Genomic DNA, 19,674 nt, shown 5'->3' on the forward strand with positions numbered 1-19,674 from the left:
GTACGAAAGCGGTTCCCGTGTCCACACTCAGTTCGTTGCTCGCAAGGTACACGGATCTTCCGGGCGCGGCCGTCGATCACCTCCAACGTGTCGTGGGCGAGTGGCAGTTGCTCGCCGACCTGTCGTTCGCCGACGTCCTCCTGTGGGTCGACGCGGCGCCGTCCGGAATCGTGTGCGTCGCACAGTGCCGGCCCACCACCGCCTCGACCGTGATTCCCGAGGACGCCGTCGGCATGCTCGTCTCCGACAACGAACATCCTTACGTCCGTGAGGCTTTCGAAACCGGAGAGATCGTCGACGTCAAGTCGTCCCCGGGCGCCGGGATCAACATCCGTCAGGCCGTGCCGGTGCGCTCGGACGGTCGGGTCGTCGCGGTGCTCAGCCGCGACGCCGCCCGTGTGTCGCGACGGTCGGCCAGCGCGCTCGAGACCGCCTATCTCGAATGCGCCGACGACCTCTACCGGATGATCAGCGAGGGCACCTTCCCCACGCCCGAGGCGCGCTCGGACACCAAGTCGAGTCCGCGTGCGGGCGACGGATTCATCCGGCTCGACCGGAAGGGCAAGGTCGTCTACGCCAGCCCGAACGCGCTGTCGGCCTATCACCGGATGGGTCTGAACTCCGACCTGATCGGTCAGGATCTCGTGGAGACGACCCGCGCACTGGTCACCGATCCCTTCGAGAGCCGCGACGTCACCGACTACCTCCGCGGGGCCGTGGAGGGCCGTCTGGGGCAGCGCATGGAGATCGAGGCACGCGGTGCCACGGTTCTGATCCGTGCGTTGGTCCTGAATCCGGGAGGCAAGATCAGGGGCGCCGCGGTGATCGTCCGCGACGTCACCGAGGTCAAACGACGCGACCGCGCACTGCTGAGCAAGGACGCGACGATCCGCGAGATCCACCATCGCGTCAAGAACAATCTGCAGACGGTCGCCGCACTGCTGCGACTACAGGCGCGCCGAACCGGGAACACCGAAGCCCAGCAGGCCCTCGGCGAAGCGGTTCGCCGGGTGACGTCCATCGCCCTGGTGCACGAGGCGCTGTCGATGTCCGTGGACGAGGAGGTCGATCTCGACGGTGTCTTCGACCAGCTGATCCCCATCGTCGTCGACGTGTCGACGGTGGGCAGTCAGATCCGTGTGCTGCGAGAGGGGAACCTCGGTGTGTTCCCCGCAGATCGCGCGACGCCCCTGGTCATGGTGCTGACCGAGCTCGTCCAGAACGCCGTCGAGCACGCCTTCGATCCGGGCGTCAACGGCACGGTCACTGTGAGGGCACAGCGTTCGGCCCGCATGCTCGACGTCGTGGTCCGTGACGAGGGGAAGGGCCTTCCCGACGGATTCAGCCTCGAGGCGTCGAACCGGCTCGGTCTGCAGATCGTCCGGACCCTCGTGGCCGCCGAACTCGGCGGATCGCTGGAACTGACCTCCAACGAGACCGGCGGGACCGATGCGCGCCTGCAATTACCGCTGGGCAAGGTGCCGGTCGCCTGACCGCTTCGGCCTGTGCACGTAAGAAGGCCCGGCCTCCGTGAGGGGGCCGGGCCTTCGAACGTCTGTCGGAGCTGCTCAGACCGCCGTGCGAGCGCGGGTGCGGGCGTTGCGACGCTTGAGAGCGCGGCGCTCGTCCTCGCTCATACCGCCCCAGACGCCGGCATCCTGGCCGGACTCGAGCGCCCAGGAAAGGCATTCGGCGGTGACGGGGCAACGGTTGCACACGAGCTTGGCATCCGCGATCTGCGCGAGAGCCGGGCCGCTGTTCCCCACGGGGAAGAACAGTTCCGGATCCTCGTCGCGGCAGATGGCCTTGTGGCGCCAGTCCATGCTTCTACTCTCCTTCGATGGTGCGTGTGCACCGGCTGATGGTCAATGCGTGTTCACGCCTGTGGCACGGAGTGTTTCCGCGCGGTTACTTGTGAATGCTTTCACGAACGAGCGTGGAGTCAATAGAATCGACCACGATCGTGGGGAAGCTCACGCTGTTGTGAGCTACGAGTTCGCCAATCCCTCTTTCTACTCCACTCGGGCCGAGAAGGTAGTGGTAATCACAGAATTCGTGCTTTTCTTTCTGTCGCTGTCCCGCTAGAGGGGATCGTCAGCGGGGCGCGACGACATCGAGGATCGACGGTACGGCCACGAACTCGACCTCGGTGCGGAGTCCGAGATAGTCGCCGTCGACCTGAAGTCCGATCGGGCGCGAGGCCCGGGCGCGCACGTGCGCGACATCGTCCGCACGCACCAGATGCGGCGACGCCGGCTCGCCACGGGCGGCCAGGAGTTGCCTCACCACCCGCAGGCTCGGAAATACCCGGGTCGTCGTCATGGCAAACACACCCAACCCGGTGTCGAACGATGTGCCGGGATTCGTGTGCACCGGCCGGGACTCGAGATAGGTCCAGGGACTCGAGTTCGACACGAACGCGTAGTGCACCCCCGACACAGGTTCGGATCCGGGCATCTCGAGCGTGAGCGTCGGCTCGGCCCGCTTCGACGCGAAGAACCGGGCCACCGCATGCCACACATAGCACGTCGTCGTCACTTTCTTGCCCTCGGCGCGGCTCAGGTCGATGGCCTCGCACACCTGGGCGTCGAGGCCGAGGCCCGCGTTGAAGGTGAACCACCGTCCGTCGCAGTGGCCGAGGCCGATCCGGCTGGTCCTGCCCTCCTGCAACGACTCGAGCACCTGCCCGGTGGCCTCGAGCGGATCGGCGGACAACCCCAGGGACCGCGCGAACACGTTCGCCGAGCCGCCGGGCACCACCGCGAGTCGCGGAAGTGACGGATCGGCGGATCGGTCGGGGGAGGGGCCGAGCAGACCGTTGACGATCTCGTTGACGGTGCCGTCGCCCCCGTGCGCGACGACGACGTCCATCCCGTCGGCGTGCGCCGAACGCGCGAGTTCTGCGGCGTGCCCGCGGTGGGTGGTGTGTGCGACGGTCAGTGCGAGCCGGCCTCTCAGGGCGTGAGCGAGACGGTCGCGACCGGCCGGGGTGGTCGTCGTCGCATTCGGATTCACGATCAGCAGGGCGCGCACGGAACATCAGCCTAAGTGGTGCCCGGCGGGTCCACTACGCTGGACGGGTGCCTCTCGAAACACCTCGCAGCAGCGTTCCGTCGACCGTGCGTGCCGCCGGCTGGCTCGTCGTCCTCGAGGGTGTCGTCGCGATGGGGTTCGCGGTGTACTCGATCATCCGCGCAGCCTCGGGCGAACACGATCAGTCGGTCACCAACGGTTACGGCTTCGCGCTGTGGCTGTTCGTCCTGTTCGGCGGGGTACTGGCCGGCGGGATCGCGCTCGTGCGCGGGGTGCGCTGGGGACGTGCCGTGGCGGTACTGGCGCAGTTGCTGTTGCTGCCCGTGGTGTGGTCGCTGCTGACCGACTCGCACCAGCCGGCCATCGGTACCGTGCTGGGGCTCGTCGTGGTCCCCACGCTCGTGCTGCTGTTCAGCCCGCCCACGACGCGGTGGCTTGCGCACGAGTACGCGCCCGACGTCGACGAGTGATCCGGGCTCAGCTGCCGAGAGCCTGCAGCGCGGGGCCGCTGAGCCTGAACGTCGTCCACTCGTCCTGCGCGACGGCGCCGAGCGAGCGGTAGAAACCGATGGACGGCTCGTTCCAGTCCAGCACCGACCAACTCAGGCGGGTGTAACCGCGCTCCACGCATTCGTGGGCGAGCGCCGCGAGCAGTGCGCGTCCGTGTCCCTTGCCGCGGTGTTCGGGACGGACGAACAGATCCTCGAGGTAGATGCCGTGCACGCCGTCCCAGGTGGAGAAGTTCCGGAACCACAGCGCCACCCCGACGACCTGACCTGCGGCTCCGTCCTCACCAAATTCCTCGGCGACGTGCGCGTACACCGAGGGTTGCGGCCCGAACAGAGCCTCGTGGATCTGCGCGGGCACCACGGTGCACTCGTGCCGGGCCTTCTCGTATTCGGCGAGGTCGTAGATCAGTCCGGTGATCGCGGGGACGTCCTCGGGTGTGGCTCTGCGGATCACGACGGGCTGCCTCCTGCGGTCTCGTGGGCGGATTCACCTCGCGCTGCGCCGCCGAGTGCGCGAGGATCGGGGTCGTGGCAACGGTACTTGCAGTGGCAAATCAGAAGGGTGGCGTCGCCAAGACGACCACCGTCGCGTCGTTGGGGGCCGCGCTGTCGGCGCTGGGCCGGCGGGTGCTCGTCGTCGATCTCGACCCCCAGGGGTGCCTGACCTTCTCCCTCGGGCACAACCCCGACAAGCTCGAACAATCCGTGCACGACGTGCTCGTGGGCGGTGTCGAGACGAAGGACGTCCTGCTCGACACCGCGGAGGGGATGTCGCTGCTGCCGGCGACCATCGACCTCGCGGGTGCGGAGGCGATGCTGCTCATGAAGCCGGGACGCGAATACACCCTCGAGCGGGCCCTGGCGTCGGTCGAGGACGACTACGACGTCGTCGTGATCGACTGCCCGCCCTCCCTCGGCGTTCTCACGCTCAACGGTCTCACCGCGGCGCGGTCGGTGCTCGTTCCACTGCAGTGCGAGACGCTCGCACACCGTGGAGTGGGGCAGTTGTTGCGCACCGTCGACGAGGTCAGGCAGATCACCAATCCGGATCTCGAGCTGCTCGGCGCGCTGCCGACCCTGTACGACTCGCGGACCACGCACAGTCGCGACGTGCTCGCCGATGTCTCCGACCGGTACGACCTGCCGGTGCTGGCCCCGCCCGTACCCCGCACGGTCCGCTTCGCGGAGGCTTCCGCCTCGGGCGCGACGGTGCTGGCGGGACGCAAGAACAAGGGCGCCGAGGCGTACCGGGCGCTCTCCGAGAACCTGCTGCGCTACTGGTCGGGGGAGGCGGAACTCGAGACCTTCGAAACCGCCGTCGCGGACTGAGACATCAGCCCAACACCACGAGTTCGTCGTCGCGTTGCTCGACCACGACGTCCCCGGCGACGGCGACGTTCACCGTGGAGACCGCTCCGCGCTCGACGTCGATGCGCGGGCCGGGTTCGCCGGTCCGTGAGTCGACTCCCACGAGGGCGTCCTCGACGGGAAGGAGCAGCGAACCGGCCATGATGTCGCCGTTGCCGAGGGTGTCCTCGACGGTCCACTGCGGAGCGAAATCGGTGGTGGACAGTGCGACGGTGTCGCGGCCCGTCCACCACACCAGCACGCCGCCGCGCTCGAGGGCGGGGTCGTCCGATTCGCCGGCAGGACGCGGCAGGGTGTGCGTGTCGACGAGGACGCCCTCGCTGTCGAAGACCTCGATACGTGGCCCGTCGTTGTCGTCCGGGGCCAGGTAGACCGCCGTGCGGTCGCCGACCACCGCGACGATGCGGGAGTCCCCGCCCGCTTCCGGCAGCACCGACGAGGCGAACTCCTCGGGCTTGGTGCTGTCGTCGGGGGTGGGATCGAGAAGGGTGAGCCGATTGGTCGGCTCGTTTGCGCACTGCTCGAGCACGGCCAGCACTTCGGCGCCCGAATCTGCCGAGCGCAGTTCGCAACCCGATCGGGGCTGGGCGTTCGGGTTCACCGGTGCGTCGACGCGCCCGTACTCGACCGTGCGCACCAGATCGGAGCGCCACATCTCGAGACGCGACTCGCCGAAGGCGATCAGGTGCGAACCGGCGTCGACGAGCCGGATCGGATCGTCGGCGTCGCTCGACCGTTGCGCGCCGCGAGCGCCACTGCCGGAGTCGAGCGCGGTGACCTGACCGCATCCGCGTGGGCCGCGGTAGGCCGAGACCACGTCGCCCCAGGCCTCGGTGACCGCGCACAACGCCCGGTCGCGGTCGTACCGCCAGCGTTCCTCGCCCGACTGCGGGTCGCGGCCGACCACCGCACCACTGTCGGCCGTGGCGATCGTGCCCCCGGACACCACCGGCGCGGTCGTCGCCGTACTCGGAGCACGCCACAGTTCGGCGAGAGTGCGCGGAAGCGCCTGCGCGGCAGCAGGAGTGGGGACGGGTCCGTCCCAGGTGGTCGACGTGGTGCCCCGCGCATCCGAGTTCAGCCAGACGACACTCGCCGCCACCAGAGCGGTGACGACGAGTGCGGCTGCGACGAGAAGGTCGGTGCGGGTGCGGCGCTCGGGCGCGAGCACGTGGTTATCGGGCAGACGACGTCGAGACCGCTTCCACGTTCGACGTGTCCTGCTGCTCTGCGCGACCGGCGGGGCCCTCGCCCGAGCGGGTGCGACGGCGACGACGGCGACGACGTGCCGGAGCGGAAGCCCCGGTGTCCTCACCCGTCTCCGCTGCGGCAGACTCGTTCTCGGCCTTCGCCGAGTCGTCGGAACCGGTTGCGGCGGCATCCGTCGCGGAGCCGTCGGCCGACTTTCCGCGGACGGTGCGGCGGCGGACCCGGTTGCGCTTCGGTCGGGATCCGCCCTCGCGCTCGACGCGCTCGCGCTTCTCACCGTTGTCGGAGGCGGCGGGAGCGGCCTTGCGGACGCGTCCGGTGGCGTCGGACGGGATGCTCAGCTCCTCGAACAGGTGCGGGGAGCTCGAGTAGGTCTCGATCGGATCCGGGATACCGAGATCGAGAGCCTTGTCGATGAGCTGCCAGCGCGGCACGTCGTCCCAGTCGACGAGGGTGATCGCGATACCGGTGCGTCCGGCGCGACCGGTACGGCCGATGCGGTGGACGTAGGTCTTCTCGTCCTCGGGGCACTGATAGTTGATGACGTGGGTGACGTCGTCGATGTCGATGCCGCGGGCGGCGACGTCCGTCGCGACGAGGACGTCGATCTTGCCGCTGCGGAACTTGTCGAGTGCCTTCTCGCGTGCGATCTGACCGAGGTCGCCGTGCACCGCGCCGCACGCGAAACCGCGCTCGACGAGGTCGTCGGCCACCTTCTGCGCCGTGCGCTTGGTGCGGGTGAAGATCATGGTGGCGCCACGTCCCTCGGCCTGCAGCACGCGGGCGACGAGCTCGGCCTTGTCGAGCGCGTGCGCCCGGTAGACGAACTGCTGGGTGCGCTCGTGCACGGCCGACGATTCGGCTTCCTCGGCGCGGATGTGCGTCGGGCGATTCAGGAACGTGCGGGCGAGAGTGATGATCGGGCCGGGCATCGTGGCCGAGAAGAGCATCGTCTGACGACGGTCGGGGACCATCGTGAGGATGCGCTCGATGTCGGGCAGGAAGCCGAGGTCGAGCATCTCGTCGGCCTCGTCCATGACGAGCACGCCGATCTTGCCGAGGATCAGATGACCCTGGTTGGCGAGGTCGAGCAGACGACCGGGAGTACCGACGACGACGTCGACACCCTTCTTCAGTTCGTCGATCTGCTGCTCGTAGGGGCGGCCACCGTAGATCGACAGGACCTCGAGGCCCGACTTGCGGCTGCCGGGCAGGTACTTGGAGGCGTTCACGAGGTCGTTGGTGACCTGGATGCACAGTTCGCGGGTCGGGACGATCACGAGCGCACGGGGAGTGCCGTCGAGCGTGGTCGTACCGGAACCCTCGGTGGCGATGCGGTGCAGGAGCGGAACGCCGAAGCCGAAGGTCTTGCCCATACCCGTACGGGCCTGACCGATGAGGTCGTCGCCGGCGAGGGCGAGCGGCAGGGTGAGTTCCTGGATCGCGAAGGTGCGTTCGATGCCGACCTCGGCGAGGGCGCGGACGATCTCGTCGCGGACGCCGAGTTCGCCGAAGGTGGGGGGTACGTGGGTGGAATCGAGTTGTGCGGAGACGGTCGTTTCGCTCGCGTCGTCTTCGTGGTCGATGGTGATCTTGCTCAGGGGTCCGGCCTTCCTGGTCTCGGCACGCACGCACGAGGGGGAAAGGCGACCGGCCTGCACCTCAGCGCGAGCGGTATCCACCAGGCTCGGCGAAGCGCGGCAGCGATCCGCAGTTCGGGTGCGCGCACATTATCTGGGAAGCTCGCGGGCCACGGTCGGCGGCTCGAAACGCGGGCTTCCCGATCCATTGTACCGGTTCCGGCGCATTCCACGAGGTAGTACTACGCTTCGTCGTCATGGGAGCCGATACGCCGCAGTCCACCTCCGAGTCCGGCGCGACGCCGGGCGGACCCGCAGTCCCCGCCGATCACCCCGGTGTCGCAGAGCTCTTCGCAGTGCTCGCGTACGGCGAGATCTCGGCGTTCTACCGTCTCGCCGAGGACGCCCGGTTCTCCCCGTCCCTGCGCGGGCGGGTCGCGCTCGCAAGCATGGCAGCTGCGGAGATGAGCCATTTCGAGACGCTCCGAACCGCGCTCACCGATCGCGGCGTCGAGATCTACGCGGCGATGGAGCCCTATCGCAAGGCGCTCGACGCCTACCACGCCTCGACCGCTCCCTCGACCTGGCTCGAGGTCCTCGTCAAGGCCTACGTGGGTGACGGGATCGCCGCAGATTTCTACTGTGAGATCGCCGACATGCTCGCTCCCGAGGTCTCCACGGTGGTCCGGGAGGTCCTCGCCGAGACCGGCCACTCGGAGTTCGTGGTGCAGGAGGTCCGCGAGGTCGTCGAGCGCAGCCCGCTGCAGAAGGACCGCCTGATGCTGTGGGGACGCCGGCTGCTCGGCGAGGCCATCACCCAGGCGCAGTACGTCCTCGCGCAGAACGAGGAACTCGCCGAGCTGGTGATTCTCGCGTCCGGCGACCTGACGAACATCGCCGCACTGTTCGATCGCATGCAGGTCGAGCACGCCGAGCGGATGTCGGTGCTCGGACTGCATTAGCCTGGGGCTGACAGCAGTACCAGCTCGGTTTCAACGCATGAGAATCGGAGGTCCACCGTGGAGGTCAAGATCGGCGTCGCGGACAGCCCGCGCGAAGTTGTCGTCGTCAGCGACCAGACGCCCGACGAGGTGGAGAAGCTCGTCCGGGCCGCGTTGAACGGCGCCGACGACGGGGTGCTCGCACTTGTCGACGAGAAGGGCCGCAAGGTTCTCGTGCAGGCCGCCAAGATCAGCTACGTGGACATCGGTCCTGCCACGCTGGGCAAGGTCGGCTTCGCCGCCAACTGAGAGCGACCGACGAGAACGGGCCGGGGCATGTCGCCCCGGCCCGTTCGTCGTTCTCGGTATGTGTCGTCAGCGACGACGGAGTTCCGGCTGCAGCGGCACGTGCTTCAGACCGCCCCAGGCCAGCGCGACCGTGGTGTCCACGGCGTCCTCCTTGGGGATCGGACGCGCGGCGTCGAGCCAGTAACGAGCCGTGAACTGGCTCGTTCCCACCAGGCCGACCGCGAGGATGCGGGCCCGGTACGGATCGAGGCCCGAATCGTGGCTCACGAGGTCGAAGACGGCGTCGACGCACGCCTCGGTGGCCTGCTCGACCCGCCGCGACACCTGCGGCTCGCCCATGAGGTCCGATTCGAAGACGAGACGGAATCCCTGGCTGTCGTTGTCGACGAAATCGAAGAAGGCCTGCACCGCGGCACGCACACGCTGACGATTGTCGGTCGTGGACCGCAGGGCCTGGCGGACGCCGTTGATGAGGGTGTCCACATAGTTCTGCAGCACGGCGCAGTAGAGCTCGAGCTTGCCGGGGAAGTGCTGGTACAGCACCGGCTTGCTCACTCCGGCGCATTCGGCGATCTCGTCCATGCCGGCCGAGTGGTAACCGCGTGTGACGAAGACCTCACTGGCAGCCTCGAGCAGCTGTGCACGACGTTCGTCACGCGGCATCCGGGCGCCCCGTTTGCCGTTGTTACCCCGGCCGGATGCTCGTTCGGTGACGTCGGTCATGCTTGCTCCCAATCTGCACTACTCCGATAGTGGCGTGTGCCACCTCGGCGCTCCTCGTCTTTGCAGGTTACAGGTGAACCTGCGTATCGAACGGACCGGCCTACCGACCAGTATCCGTTCCCGGTGCACGGATGGGGGCACGCCTTCGACGCTTCGGATATCGAAATGGTCTCGATATGACATCCTGACATCCGTGATCGAGCGTGGAGGAGTGCGCGAGAGCAGGGGGCCGCAGGGCTCCTCGCAGACAGATCCTTCCCCGACGTCGTCCGGTTCGTCCCGGTCGCGAGGAACGGAACGATCCGAGCCGGGTCGCCGGTCGCACCAGCCTCTACGTGCCGTGTGGGACCCGGTGGGACGGCCGGACCGGCCGCCTCGCCGACCGCGACCCGAACGCGACGTCCGCAAGCAGACCCGCGTGGGCAGATTCGTCGCCACCTACGGCTGGCGCGCCTATGCCGTCCCGATCCTCGCCGTCGTGACCCTGGTCGTGCTGTGGGACGCCGCGCGTGGGGGAGGAGCGGAGGAGCCCGCCGATCCGGTCGTCGCGAGCGAGGTCACCGAGATCATCGTCGAGGCCCCGCAGCCCGATGGGGCCTTCCCCGAGTCGCTCGAGTCCGGTGCCCTGCCGGACGGCGGGCCGTTCACGGAAGTCGGTGCGCGGCAGTGGCGGGTCGTGCCCGGCACCACCGGGCAGGTCGGTGCGGGGCAGAACCGCGTGTTCACCTACACGGTGGAACTCGAGGAGGGCATCGACACCACCGGTTACGGCGGCGACGCGGCCTTCGCGACGATGGTGGACCGCACCCTCGCCGATCCGCGGAGCTGGATCGGCGACCAGGCGGTCGCCTTCCGCCGCATCGACACCGGCGAGCCGGACTTCCGGATCTCCCTCACCTCGCAGATGACCATCCGCGAAGGATGCGGCTACGACATCCCGCTCGAGGGATCGTGCTTCAACCCCTCGATGGAGCGGGTGCTCCTCAACGAAGCGCGGTGGGTGCGCGGGGCCGTCACCTTCCAGGGCGACATCGGGTCGTATCGCCAGTACGTCGTCAACCACGAGGTCGGCCACGCCATCGGCCTGGCGCAACACGACGCCTGCACCACCGACGGCGGTCTCGCGCCGATCATGATGCAGCAGACCTTCGGCACCGCCAACGACGACATCGCGCGCCTGGACCCGGACGGCGCGGTCCCCGCCGACGGGCTGCGCTGCCGGTTCAACCCCTGGCCGTACCCGCGGGCGTAGACGCCGAGCACGGTAGTCGCCGGGCCGGGCGGGGGTCGACGGGCGGGGCGGGGTGGGGTTGCAGCACCGAATGGCACCATGGACGGTGACGCAGGACGCATCGCGACAGGAGAACCCGTGACCGCAACGACACCGTCGACGCGCCGATCCCTTCCGCCGCTGGTGGAACCCGGCCCGGAGCTCGGTCGCGAGGAGGTCGCCCGGTACAGCCGTCACCTGATCATCCCGAACGTCGGGGTCACCGGTCAGCGGCGGTTGAAGAACGCGCGGGTGCTGTGCATCGGCGCCGGCGGACTCGGTTCGCCCGCGCTGCTGTATCTGGCGGCGGCGGGCGTCGGCACGATCGGCATCGTCGAGTTCGACGACGTGGAGACGTCGAACCTGCAGCGGCAGGTGATCCACGGCCGCTCCGACGTCGGACGGCCCAAGGGGGAGAGCGCCCGCGACAGCATCTTGGCAATCAACGACGGTGTCACCGTGCGTCTGTACGAGACGAGGCTGGAGTCGAGCAACGCCGTGCAGTTGTTCGAGCAGTACGACCTGATCCTCGACGGCACCGACAACTTCGCGACCCGCTATCTCGTCAACGACGCCGCTGTCCTCGCCGGCAGGCCGTACGTGTGGGGCTCGATCTTCCGGTTCGAAGGTCAGGTGTCGGTGTTCTGGGAGGACGCTCCCGACGGGCGCGGCCTGAACTACCGCGACCTCTACCCCGAGGCGCCGCCGCCGGGCATGGTTCCCTCGTGCGCCGAGGGCGGTGTGCTCGGTGTCCTGCCCGGCACGATCGGCACCGTCATGGCCACCGAGGCGATCAAGCTCATCACGGGGATCGGTGAGCCCTTGCTCGGCCGGCTCATGATCTACGACGCGCTCGCGATGTCGTTCCGCACGGTGACCCTGCGCCGCGATCCGGGACGGGTGCCGGTCACCGAACTCGTCGACTACGAGGCCTTCTGCGGGATCGTTCCCGACGCCGCTGCGTCGGCGCGATCGGCCGTCACCCCCACCGAACTGCGCCGCATGCTCGACGAGGGCCGCGACCTCGCGCTGATCGACGTGCGCGAACCCGTCGAGTGGGAGATCGTCCGTATCGACGGTGCACGGCTCGTGCCGAAGGACCGCATCCTCTCCGGCGAGGCCCTCGCCGACCTGCCGCAGAACACCCCGATCGTGCTGTACTGCAAGACCGGTATCCGCTCGGCCGAAGCGCTCGAAGTCCTTGCGCGAGCGGGTTTCTCGGATGCGACGCATCTGCACGGTGGCGTGATCGCGTGGGCGCAGCAGGTCGACACCTCGCTGCCGGTCTACTGACGGTGACCTCGTTGTGACCTGAAACAGCGGAGTGCCTTCCCGATCCGGGCGGTCTGCGAAGGTAGGTTGAGCGTCGTGAGCTCACCCGAACCGCCTCAGCACGTGTGCTCCACATTCGGTCTCCGCGATGTCGAACCGGTCCCGCTCGGGCCCGACTGGGACGGAGGTTTCCGGTGTGGGGACGTCGTGCTGTCCCGAGTCGCCGATCATGCTCGCGCGGCCTGGTCCGCCAAAGTGCGGGAGACCCTGACCGTCGACGGCGTGCGGCTGGCCCGCCCGGTGCGGTCCACCGATGGTCGCTACGTGGTCTCCGGATGGCGCGCCGACACCTACATCGTCGGCACGTCCGAGCCCCGGCACGACGAAGTGGTCTCGCTGTCGCTACGGCTGCACACCGCCACCGCGCAGCTCGAACGTCCCCGTTTCCTCATGCAGCCACCCGTCGCACCCTGGGAGGACGTCGACGTCTTCGTCGCCGCCGACCGCGCGGCCTGGGAGACCGTACCCCTGCGCAGCGCCCGCGCGGCGGGTGCACCCGAGACGGTGACCCCCGACGGCCGTAAGAGCCTCGACCTGATCAACCAGCTCGCGACCTTCCGCAAGCCCGTGCACCTGCCCGACCAGCTCGTCCACGGAGACCTGTTCGGCACCGTCCTGTTCGCCGGCCGCGCAGCGCCCGGGCTGACCGACATCACCCCCTACTGGCGTCCGGCCTCCTGGGCGGCCGCCGTCGCCGTCGTCGACGCACTGTCGTGGGGCGGTGCCGACGAAGGACTCATCGGCCGCTGGGAGGACCTTCCCGAGTGGCCGCAGATGCTGCTGCGCGCGGTGATCTTCCGGCTGGCCGTGCACGCGCTGCACCCGCGCTCGACCGAGGACGCCTTCCCGGGCCTGGCGCACACCGCCGACCTCGTGCGGTTCCTCCTGTAACACCTCACAGGGCGGCCGGGGCCGGGGTGAGCAACTCTTGACGCGACGGTCACCGCGGGCAGCACCGTAGCAACACCCGTTTCCTACCTTTGGGATCAACACGGACCCGAGGAGGAACGGCGATGACGACCTTCATCGAAAATGAAAGTCTCAGAGACAAATTCGCACGCAGTCACAAGATCGAGCGGTGGGACGCCGAGGATGTGGAGGCGTGGGAGGCCGGCGGCAAGCAGGTCGCCAAGCGCAACCTGATCTGGTCGGTGATCGCCGAGCACGTCGGCTTCTCCGTCTGGTCGATCTGGTCGGTCATGGTGCTGTTCATGCCCACCGACGTGTACGGCATCGACGCCGCCGGCAAGTTCTTCCTGGTCGCCGTCCCCACGCTCGTCGGCGCGATCCTCCGCATCCCCTACACCGTCGCCACCGCCCGCTTCGGCGGCCGCAACTGGACCATCTTCAGTGCCCTCGTACTGCTGATCCCCACCATCGGGGCGCTGTACCTGATGCTGAACCCGGGTCACTCCTACACCACGTTCATGCTGGTCGCGGCACTTGCCGGCGTCGGTGGTGGCAACTTCGCGTCGTCGATGACCAACATCAACGCCTTCTATCCGCAGCGCCTGAAGGGCTGGGCGCTCGGACTCAACGCCGGTGGCGGAAACATCGGTGTCCCGGCCGTCCAGCTGATCGGCCTGCTCGTCATCGCCACCATCGGCAACACCGAGCCCTGGATCGTCTGCGCGGTCTACCTGGTCCTGTGCGCCGTCGCCGCGCTCGGCGCCGCCCTGTTCATGGACAACCTCCGTGACCAGAAGGCCGACCTGCGGGCCATGGGCGCCGCACTGAAGTTCCGCGACTCGTGGATCATCTCCTTCCTCTACATCGGCACCTTCGGTTCGTTCATCGGCTTCAGCTTCGCCTTCGGTCAGGTCCTGCAGATCAACTTCCTCGCCGGCGGCGACACCCCCGCCCAGGCCGCCCTGCACGCCGCGCAGATCGCCTTCATCGGCCCGCTCCTCGGATCCATCTCCCGTCCGCTCGGCGGAAAGCTCGCCGACCGCATCGGCGGCGGGAAAATCACCCTCTACACCTTCGTCGCGATGGCCCTGGCCGCCGCGGTGCTCATCGTCGCCGGCACCCTCGACGACCGCACCACCGGCGCCGCAACCGGCGGTGTGCTGACCGCCATGGTGCTCGGCTTCATCGCCCTGTTCCTGCTCTCCGGGCTCGGCAACGGCTCGGTCTACAAGATGATCCCGTCCATCTTCGAGGCCCGTGCGCAGGACCTCGACGAACTGGATCGCGACGAGAAGGCCGCCTGGTCGCGCAGCATGTCCGGTGCCCTCATCGGCTTCGCCGGTGCCATCGGTGGACTCGGCGGCGTCGGCATCAACCTGGTCTTCCGCGCCTCCTACGGCGGCGAGGCGCAGTCCGCGACGATGGCCTTCTGGGTCTTCGCGATCTTCTACCTCGTGTGCATCGCGGTGACCTGGTTCGTCTTCCTCCGCCGCCCCCACACCACTCCCGCGAGCGAGCCGTCCACCGAGGCTCCCGCCCCGGCCCGCGTCGCAGTCTGACCGATCCCCGGCACGAAGAAAGAGAACATCATGAGCCGCAAGAACGTCGTCGTCGTCGGACACGGAATGGTCGCCCACCGCTTCGTCGAAGCCCTGCGTGTCCGCGACGAGCAGAACAGCTGGTCGGTGACCGTGCTCGGCGAGGAGGCCGACGCCGCCTACGACCGCGTGGGACTGTCGTCCTACGTCGGAGCCTGGGACCGCAAGGAACTCGCTCTCGCCGGAAACGACTACGCAGCAGACGATCTCGTCGACCTGCGCGTCGGCACCCGCGCCGTGGGAATCGACCGCGCGGCCCGCACCGTCACCACCGCCGGCGGCGACGTTCTGCCCTACGACAGCCTCGTCCTCGCGACCGGCTCGTACCCCTTCGTGCCGCCGGTGCCCGGCCACGACCTGCCCGGCTGCTTCGTCTACCGCACGCTCGACGATCTCGACGGCATCCGCGCCGCCGCCGAACGCGCCAAGGCCGCCGGCCTCGCGGGCATCGTCATCGGTGGTGGCCTGCTCGGACTCGAAGCCGCCAACGCGCTGCGCCTGCTGGGAGTGACGCCGCACGTCGTCGAGTACAACAACCGGCTCATGCCCGCCCAGGTCGACGAAGGCGGCGGCCGGGTCCTCGACCGTCTCGTCACCGACCTCGGCCTCGTCACCCACACCGGGGTGGGCACCGAGAAGATCGAGTCCGGACCGGAGGCGCTGCAGGTGACCCTGTCCGACGGGACCGTCCTCGAGGCCGGACTCGTGATCTTCTCCGCCGGCGTCCGTCCCCAGGACGAGCTCGCCCGGGAGGCCGGACTCGAACTCGGCGGCCGCGGCGGTGTGCTCACCGACCGTACCTGCCGGAGCACCTCGGACGAGGCCGTCTACGCCATCGGCGAATGCGCCGCCGTCGAGGGCACCTGCTACGGACTCGTCGCCCCCGGTTACAGCACCGCCGAGGTCGTCGCCGACCGGCTCGTCGGCGGTACCGCCGAGTTCCCCGGCGCCGACCTGTCGACGAAGCTCAAGCTGCTCGGCGTGGACGTCGCGAGCTTCGGTGACGCCCACGCGACGACGCCCGGCGCCCTCGAGGTCGTGCTCTCCGACTCCGCGAAGGGCACCTACGCCAAGCTCGTCGTCTCCGACGACGCCAGGACCCTGCTCGGCGGCATCCTCGTCGGCGACGCCTCCGCCTACGGCAACCTGCGACCGCTCGTGGGCCGCGAACTGCCGGGGGATCCGGCCACGCTGATCTCCCCGGTGGGGGAGAAGCCGGGCGCCGGTGCGCTACCCGACGACGCCGAGGTGTGCTCGTGCAACGGTGTCACCAAGGGCGCGATCTGCGGCGCGATCTCCGAAGGTGCCTGCGACATCGCGCAGGTCAAGTCGTGCACGAGCGCCGGCACCACCTGCGGCGGTTGTCTCCCGAGCATCAAGCAGCTGCTCGCCCAGTCGGGTGTGCAGATGTCGAAGGCCCTGTGCGAGCACTTCGAGCAGTCGCGCGCCGAGCTGTTCGAGATCGTCCAGGCCACCGGCATCCGCACCTTCTCCGCGCTCATCGCCCAGTACGGCACCGGACACGGCTGCGACATCTGCAAGCCGGTGGTGGCCTCGATCCTCGCGTCCACCGACTCCGACCACATCCTGCACCCCAAGCAGGCCGGTCTGCAGGACACGAACGACCACTTCCTCGCCAACATCCAGAAGAACGGCACCTACTCGGTCGTGCCGCGCATGCCCGGTGGCGAGTGCACCCCCGAGCAGCTCATCGTGATCGGTGAGGTGGCACGCGATTTCGGTCTCTACGTGAAGATGACCGGCGGTCAACGCATCGACCTGTTCGGTGCCCGCGTCGAACAGCTCCCGCAGATCTGGAAGCGTCTCGTCGACGCCGGCATGGAATCCGGGCAGGCGTACGGCAAGTCGCTGCGCACCGTCAAGAGCTGTGTCGGCTCCACCTGGTGCCGCTACGGCGTGCAGGACTCGGTCGGGATGGCCGTCGCTCTCGAATTGCGTTACCGCGGACTGCGATCGCCCCACAAGCTCAAGATGGGGGTGTCGGGATGCGCCCGTGAGTGCGCCGAGGCACGCGGCAAGGATGTCGGTGTCATCGCGACGGAGAACGGCTGGAACCTGTACGTGTGCGGCAACGGCGGCCAGTCGCCCAAGCACGCACAGCTCCTCGCCGGTGGTCTCGACGACGAGACCCTCGTCCGGTACATCGACCGGTTCCTGATGTTCTACATCCGCACCGCCGACCGGCTCCAGCGCACCGCTCCGTGGCTCGACGCACTCGAGGGCGGCCTCGAGCACCTCAAGGAGGTCGTGTGCGACGATGCCCTCGGTATCGCCGACGATCTCGAGGCTGCGATGGCCAAGCACGTCGACGGCTACAAGGACGAGTGGGCCGGCGTCCTCGAGGATCCGGAGAAGCTGGCGCGGTTCGTCTCGTTCGTCAACGCGCCCGAGCAGCCCGACCCCACCGTCCGCTTCGACGACAGCGGCCCCCGCAAGGTCCCCGTCCTCGTGGGTATGCCGGGCATCGGACCCGGAACCGGGGCGTGACGACCGCTTACCCCGAGGGAACGAGCGGGTAACGCGCTCGAAACACCGGGCGCCCAAACTTCAGGACAGCAGTTTCAAGGAGGACAGCGATGACCGTCATCGAGACGCATACCGTAGGGGGATCGACGCGCGACAGCGTGTTCGACGGGCGGCTGGAATGGACCTCGGCCTGTCCGCTCAGCCATCTCATTCCGGGCCGCGGCGTGGCCGTGCTGCTGCGCGGCGGCGAGCAGGTGGCCCTGTTCCTGCTCGACGACGGAACCCTGCGCGCAGTGGGCAACTTCGATCCGTTCGGCCGCGCCGCGGTGATGTCCCGCGGCATCGTGGGCGACCGGGGCGGAGAGCCCACCGTGGCCTCGCCGCTGCTCAAGCAGGTCTTCTCCCTCGACGACGGCCGGTGCCTCGACGATCCGTCGGTGCGTCTGCCCGTCTATGAGGTGCGCGTGTGGGCGGGAGTCGTCCAGATCCACAGCCTCGTCCCGCGCGACCGGCGGCACGAGGATGCGACCGGAGAGGGTTCGTGAGCGACGACAACGTGCCGCTGCGGGGATTCACCATCGGCGTGACGGCAGCTCGGCGTGCCGACGAGTTCGCCACGCTCCTCACCAGGCGTGGGGCCGAGGTCGTGCACGCCCCCGCCATCCGCATCATCCCGCTGTCCGACGACGACGAACTCGAGCGTGTCACCCGTTGCATCGTCGCGCAGCCCCCGGACATCACGATCGCCACCACAGCGATCGGGTTCCGCGGGTGGATGGGCGCAGCGGAAGGCTGGGGACTCGCCGACGACCTCGCGCAGGCACTCGGCGCGAGCCGGATCCTCGCCCGTGGCCCGAAGGTCACGGGCGCGATCCGGGCCGCCGAACTCCGCGAGGAGTGGTCCCCTTCCTCGGAATCGTCCGCCGAGGTGCTCGAACTCCTGCTGAACGAGGGTGTCGCCGGCCGCCGCATCGCGGTGCAGTTGCACGGTGAGCGCACCGAATGGGAACCCGGGACCGACGTGTGCGAGGCGCTGCGCGCTGCGGGCGCCGACGTCGTGCCCGTCCCGGTCTACCGGTGGACGCCCCCCGAGGATCTCACCGCGCTCGACCGGATGATCGAGCAGATCGTGGAACGTGGACTCGACGCCGTGAGCTTCACCAGCGCACCGGCCGTCGCGTCGATGCTCATGCGGGCCAAGGAGACCGGCTGGCTCGAGCCGATGCTGCGGTCGCTGCGCACCGGCGTCACCGCCGTGTGCGTCGGTCCCGTCACCGCGGCACCGCTCACCGAACTCGACGTGCCCGTCAGCATGCCCCACCGATCCCGGTTGGGTTCGCTCGCCCGGCACATCGCCGAGGAACTTCCCCGGCGGGCCGTGCGCATCGAGGCCGGCGGTCACGTGCTCAGCCCGCGAGGGCGCTGCGTGATCGTCGACGGCACCGTGCGGTGCCTTCCCCCTGCCGGGATGGCCCTGATGCGCACGCTCGTCGCGCGCGCCGGTCTCGTCGTCTCCCGCGAGGAACTCCTCGCTGCCCTGCCCGGTGGGGGCGGCGACACCCACGCCGTCGAAACCGCGGTCGCCCGGGTGCGCTCGGCTCTCGGCGCACCGGCGATCGTGCAGACCGTCGTCAAGCGTGGCTACCGCCTCGCCGTCGACCCGGAAGGAATGCATCCATGACCGGTACACACACCGACCCGGCATTGCTGCTCGTCGCGCACGGCACCCGCAATCCGCGCGGTGTCGACATGATCGCGGCGCTCGCCGATGCCGTCTCCTCCCGCGTCGGCCCCACCCGTGTCGCCTTCGTCGACGTCCTCGGCCCGTCGCCCTCGGAGGTCCTGCGCGACACCGACCGTCCGACCGTGCTCGTCCCCGCCTTCCTCGCCTCCGGCTATCACGTGCACACCGACGTTCCGCGCGAGGTCGCGGCCGGTGGGAACGACGCGGTGACGATCACCCCCGCGCTCGGTCCCGACCCTGCTCTCGCCCGTGTTCTCGTCGAGCGGTTGCGGCAGGCAGGCTGGGTCGAGGGCGACGACGTCGTGCTTGCGGCAGCCGGCTCCTCCGACCCTCGCGCCTGCCGCGACGTCCACGTGACGGCCCGCATGGTTTCGTCGCTCGTGCGGACCCCGGTGCGGGTCGGGTGGATCGCCACCGGCGAACCGCGGGTCGCGACAGTCGTGGACGAGGTCCGTGCCGGCGGCGCGCGTCGGGTGTTCGTCGCGTCCTATCTTCTCGCCGACGGTCTTTTCCACCGCCGGCTGTCGGAGGTCGGCGCCGACGGCGTCGCCGCGCCGATCGGTGTCGCCGAACCCGTCGTCGACCTCGTGGCCCGGCGCTACCGCTCCGCAGTCGACGCGTTGCGCCTCGCTCCTGTGGGAGCGGCTCGCCACTGCGACTGA

19 protein-coding genes are annotated in these 19,674 nt (G+C 69.0%); 13 read left to right on the forward strand and 6 right to left on the reverse strand.

Features of this window, described 5'->3' with window-relative positions; genetic code table 11:
* Nucleotides 1-17: 17 nt before the first annotated feature.
* Complete coding sequence (locus tag ACNJ7K_RS13435) at nt 18-1,493, forward strand: sensor histidine kinase (RefSeq protein ID WP_120279845.1); 1,476 nt, start codon at nt 18-20, stop codon at nt 1,491-1,493.
* A 75-nt stretch (nt 1,494-1,568) separates the two neighbouring features.
* Here the strand turns inward: ACNJ7K_RS13435 and ACNJ7K_RS13440 are convergent, their stop codons facing one another.
* Nucleotides 1,569-1,823, reverse strand: coding sequence for a WhiB family transcriptional regulator (locus tag ACNJ7K_RS13440; RefSeq protein ID WP_006550236.1), 255 nt, complete (start codon nt 1,821-1,823; stop codon nt 1,569-1,571).
* A gap of 271 nt (nt 1,824-2,094) precedes the next feature.
* The gene (locus ACNJ7K_RS13445) at nt 2,095-3,033 is read right to left on the reverse strand and encodes a diacylglycerol/lipid kinase family protein (protein WP_487041802.1); all 939 of its coding nucleotides are present in this window, start codon (nt 3,031-3,033) and stop codon (nt 2,095-2,097) included.
* Nucleotides 3,034-3,080: 47 nt separating this feature from the next.
* On the opposite strand from ACNJ7K_RS13445, the gene ACNJ7K_RS13450 reads away from it, so the two are divergent.
* Nucleotides 3,081-3,503, forward strand: coding sequence for a hypothetical protein (locus ACNJ7K_RS13450; RefSeq protein ID WP_372473337.1), 423 nt, complete (start codon nt 3,081-3,083; stop codon nt 3,501-3,503).
* A gap of 7 nt (nt 3,504-3,510) precedes the next feature.
* Here the strand turns inward: ACNJ7K_RS13450 and ACNJ7K_RS13455 are convergent, their stop codons facing one another.
* Nucleotides 3,511-3,996, reverse strand: a complete 486-nt coding sequence (locus ACNJ7K_RS13455; RefSeq protein ID WP_455409232.1) for a GNAT family N-acetyltransferase — start codon at nt 3,994-3,996, stop codon at nt 3,511-3,513.
* A 74-nt stretch (nt 3,997-4,070) separates the two neighbouring features.
* Here ACNJ7K_RS13455 and ACNJ7K_RS13460 point away from each other — a divergent pair, with 74 nt between their 5' ends.
* Nucleotides 4,071-4,871 (forward strand): ParA family protein, encoded by an 801-nt coding sequence (locus tag ACNJ7K_RS13460; RefSeq protein WP_159417894.1) that lies wholly within the window; start codon nt 4,071-4,073, stop codon nt 4,869-4,871.
* 4 nt (nt 4,872-4,875) lie between these two features.
* Here ACNJ7K_RS13460 and ACNJ7K_RS13465 read toward each other — a convergent pair whose 3' ends face one another.
* Together ACNJ7K_RS13465 and ACNJ7K_RS13470 are read right to left on the reverse strand one after the other, a co-directional pair.
* Nucleotides 4,876-6,081 carry an Rv3212 family protein gene (locus ACNJ7K_RS13465; RefSeq protein ID WP_159417895.1) on the reverse strand — a complete coding sequence of 402 codons (1,206 nt, stop codon included), beginning with the start codon at nt 6,079-6,081 and terminating at the stop codon, nt 4,876-4,878.
* A gap of 4 nt (nt 6,082-6,085) precedes the next feature.
* On the reverse strand, nt 6,086-7,750 hold the full coding sequence (locus tag ACNJ7K_RS13470) for a DEAD/DEAH box helicase (RefSeq protein WP_159417896.1): 1,665 nt from the start codon (nt 7,748-7,750) through the stop codon (nt 6,086-6,088).
* Nucleotides 7,751-7,956: 206 nt separating this feature from the next.
* On the opposite strand from ACNJ7K_RS13470, the gene ACNJ7K_RS13475 reads away from it, so the two are divergent.
* Nucleotides 7,957-8,661 carry a ferritin-like fold-containing protein gene (locus tag ACNJ7K_RS13475; protein ID WP_060651355.1) on the forward strand — a complete coding sequence of 235 codons (705 nt, stop codon included), beginning with the start codon at nt 7,957-7,959 and terminating at the stop codon, nt 8,659-8,661.
* Between the two features lie 57 nt (nt 8,662-8,718).
* The gene (locus tag ACNJ7K_RS13480; RefSeq protein ID WP_006550244.1) at nt 8,719-8,949 is read left to right on the forward strand and encodes a DUF3107 domain-containing protein; all 231 of its coding nucleotides are present in this window, start codon (nt 8,719-8,721) and stop codon (nt 8,947-8,949) included.
* Nucleotides 8,950-9,015: 66 nt separating this feature from the next.
* On the opposite strand, the gene fasR is transcribed toward ACNJ7K_RS13480, so the two are convergent.
* Complete coding sequence (gene fasR / locus ACNJ7K_RS13485) at nt 9,016-9,672, reverse strand: HTH-type transcriptional activator FasR (protein ID WP_120279840.1); 657 nt, start codon at nt 9,670-9,672, stop codon at nt 9,016-9,018.
* A 193-nt stretch (nt 9,673-9,865) separates the two neighbouring features.
* Here fasR and ACNJ7K_RS13490 point away from each other — a divergent pair, with 193 nt between their 5' ends.
* From ACNJ7K_RS13490 to ACNJ7K_RS13525, 8 genes are all read left to right on the forward strand, one after another.
* Nucleotides 9,866-10,924: a DUF3152 domain-containing protein gene (locus ACNJ7K_RS13490; protein WP_487041803.1), complete on the forward strand. Its 1,059-nt coding sequence runs from the start codon at nt 9,866-9,868 to the stop codon at nt 10,922-10,924.
* A gap of 78 nt (nt 10,925-11,002) precedes the next feature.
* On the forward strand, nt 11,003-12,235 hold the full coding sequence (gene moeZ, locus ACNJ7K_RS13495; protein ID WP_225623584.1) for an adenylyltransferase/sulfurtransferase MoeZ: 1,233 nt from the start codon (nt 11,003-11,005) through the stop codon (nt 12,233-12,235).
* Between the two features lie 75 nt (nt 12,236-12,310).
* Nucleotides 12,311-13,165, forward strand: a complete 855-nt coding sequence (locus ACNJ7K_RS13500) for a TIGR02569 family protein (RefSeq protein WP_026061392.1) — start codon at nt 12,311-12,313, stop codon at nt 13,163-13,165.
* 122 nt (nt 13,166-13,287) lie between these two features.
* The gene (locus tag ACNJ7K_RS13505) at nt 13,288-14,742 is read left to right on the forward strand and encodes a nitrate/nitrite transporter (protein WP_159417899.1); all 1,455 of its coding nucleotides are present in this window, start codon (nt 13,288-13,290) and stop codon (nt 14,740-14,742) included.
* Between the two features lie 30 nt (nt 14,743-14,772).
* Nucleotides 14,773-17,289 carry a nitrite reductase large subunit NirB gene (nirB, locus tag ACNJ7K_RS13510; RefSeq protein WP_159417900.1) on the forward strand — a complete coding sequence of 839 codons (2,517 nt, stop codon included), beginning with the start codon at nt 14,773-14,775 and terminating at the stop codon, nt 17,287-17,289.
* 89 nt (nt 17,290-17,378) lie between these two features.
* A complete protein-coding gene (nirD, locus tag ACNJ7K_RS13515; RefSeq protein ID WP_060651360.1) occupies nt 17,379-17,813 on the forward strand; it encodes a nitrite reductase small subunit NirD in 435 nt (144 codons plus the stop codon).
* Nucleotides 17,810-18,949 (forward strand): uroporphyrinogen-III synthase, encoded by a 1,140-nt coding sequence (locus tag ACNJ7K_RS13520; protein ID WP_120279837.1) that lies wholly within the window; start codon nt 17,810-17,812, stop codon nt 18,947-18,949. Before nirD ends, ACNJ7K_RS13520 begins: the two co-directional genes overlap by 4 nt.
* The gene (locus ACNJ7K_RS13525) at nt 18,946-19,674 is read left to right on the forward strand and encodes a sirohydrochlorin chelatase (protein ID WP_487041804.1); all 729 of its coding nucleotides are present in this window, start codon (nt 18,946-18,948) and stop codon (nt 19,672-19,674) included. Before ACNJ7K_RS13520 ends, ACNJ7K_RS13525 begins: the two co-directional genes overlap by 4 nt.

The sequence above is a fragment of the Rhodococcus shunpengi genome, from assembly GCF_048381395.1.
Classification (GTDB): domain Bacteria; phylum Actinomycetota; class Actinomycetes; order Mycobacteriales; family Mycobacteriaceae; genus Rhodococcus.

What these genes read in the sequence shown, in the direction of transcription:
- ACNJ7K_RS13525 (WP_487041804.1), top strand. Translation starts at nt 18,946, where the DNA reads ATGACCGGTACACACACCGACCCGGCATTGCTGCTCGTCGCGCACGGC.
- ACNJ7K_RS13475 (WP_060651355.1), top strand. Translation starts at nt 7,957, where the DNA reads ATGGGAGCCGATACGCCGCAGTCCACCTCCGAGTCCGGCGCGACGCCG.
- ACNJ7K_RS13440 (WP_006550236.1), bottom strand. Translation starts at nt 1,823, where the DNA reads ATGGACTGGCGCCACAAGGCCATCTGCCGCGACGAGGATCCGGAACTG.
- fasR (WP_120279840.1), bottom strand. Translation starts at nt 9,672, where the DNA reads ATGACCGACGTCACCGAACGAGCATCCGGCCGGGGTAACAACGGCAAA.
- ACNJ7K_RS13505 (WP_159417899.1), top strand. Translation starts at nt 13,288, where the DNA reads ATGACGACCTTCATCGAAAATGAAAGTCTCAGAGACAAATTCGCACGC.
- nirB (WP_159417900.1), top strand. Translation starts at nt 14,773, where the DNA reads ATGAGCCGCAAGAACGTCGTCGTCGTCGGACACGGAATGGTCGCCCAC.
- moeZ (WP_225623584.1), top strand. Translation starts at nt 11,003, where the DNA reads ATGGACGGTGACGCAGGACGCATCGCGACAGGAGAACCCGTGACCGCA.
- nirD (WP_060651360.1), top strand. Translation starts at nt 17,379, where the DNA reads ATGACCGTCATCGAGACGCATACCGTAGGGGGATCGACGCGCGACAGC.